Here is a 262-nt window from a genome sequence, read left to right on the forward strand (position 1 = left end):
CTCCACCGCCTCTTCCAGGCTGTCGGCCTCGATCAGGTTGAAGCCGCCGAGCAGCTCGCGGGTCTCGGCGAAGGGACCGTCGGACACGCTGACCCGGCCGTCGCGGATGCGCACGCTGCGCGCGCTGGCGGCCGCTTCGAGCTGCTGGGACTGCAGCAGCTGGCCCTGTGCCTTCATCGCGTCGGCATTGGCGAAGCAGTGGCGCATCATGTCGTCGGCCTCGCCGTCGGGCAGCGCCTGCAGCAGTTTGTCGTCGTTGTAG

Annotated in this window: 1 protein-coding gene; it reads right to left on the minus strand. The window is 69.5% G+C overall.

Features of this window, described 5'->3' with window-relative positions; all coding sequences use genetic code 11:
• On the minus strand, window positions 1–262 hold a 262-nt coding region (locus SB822_RS58225; RefSeq protein WP_410859260.1), incomplete at both ends, for a YciI family protein.

This window comes from Paraburkholderia sp. SIMBA_054 (genome assembly GCF_046534875.1).
Taxonomy (GTDB): domain Bacteria; phylum Pseudomonadota; class Gammaproteobacteria; order Burkholderiales; family Burkholderiaceae; genus Paraburkholderia; species Paraburkholderia hospita.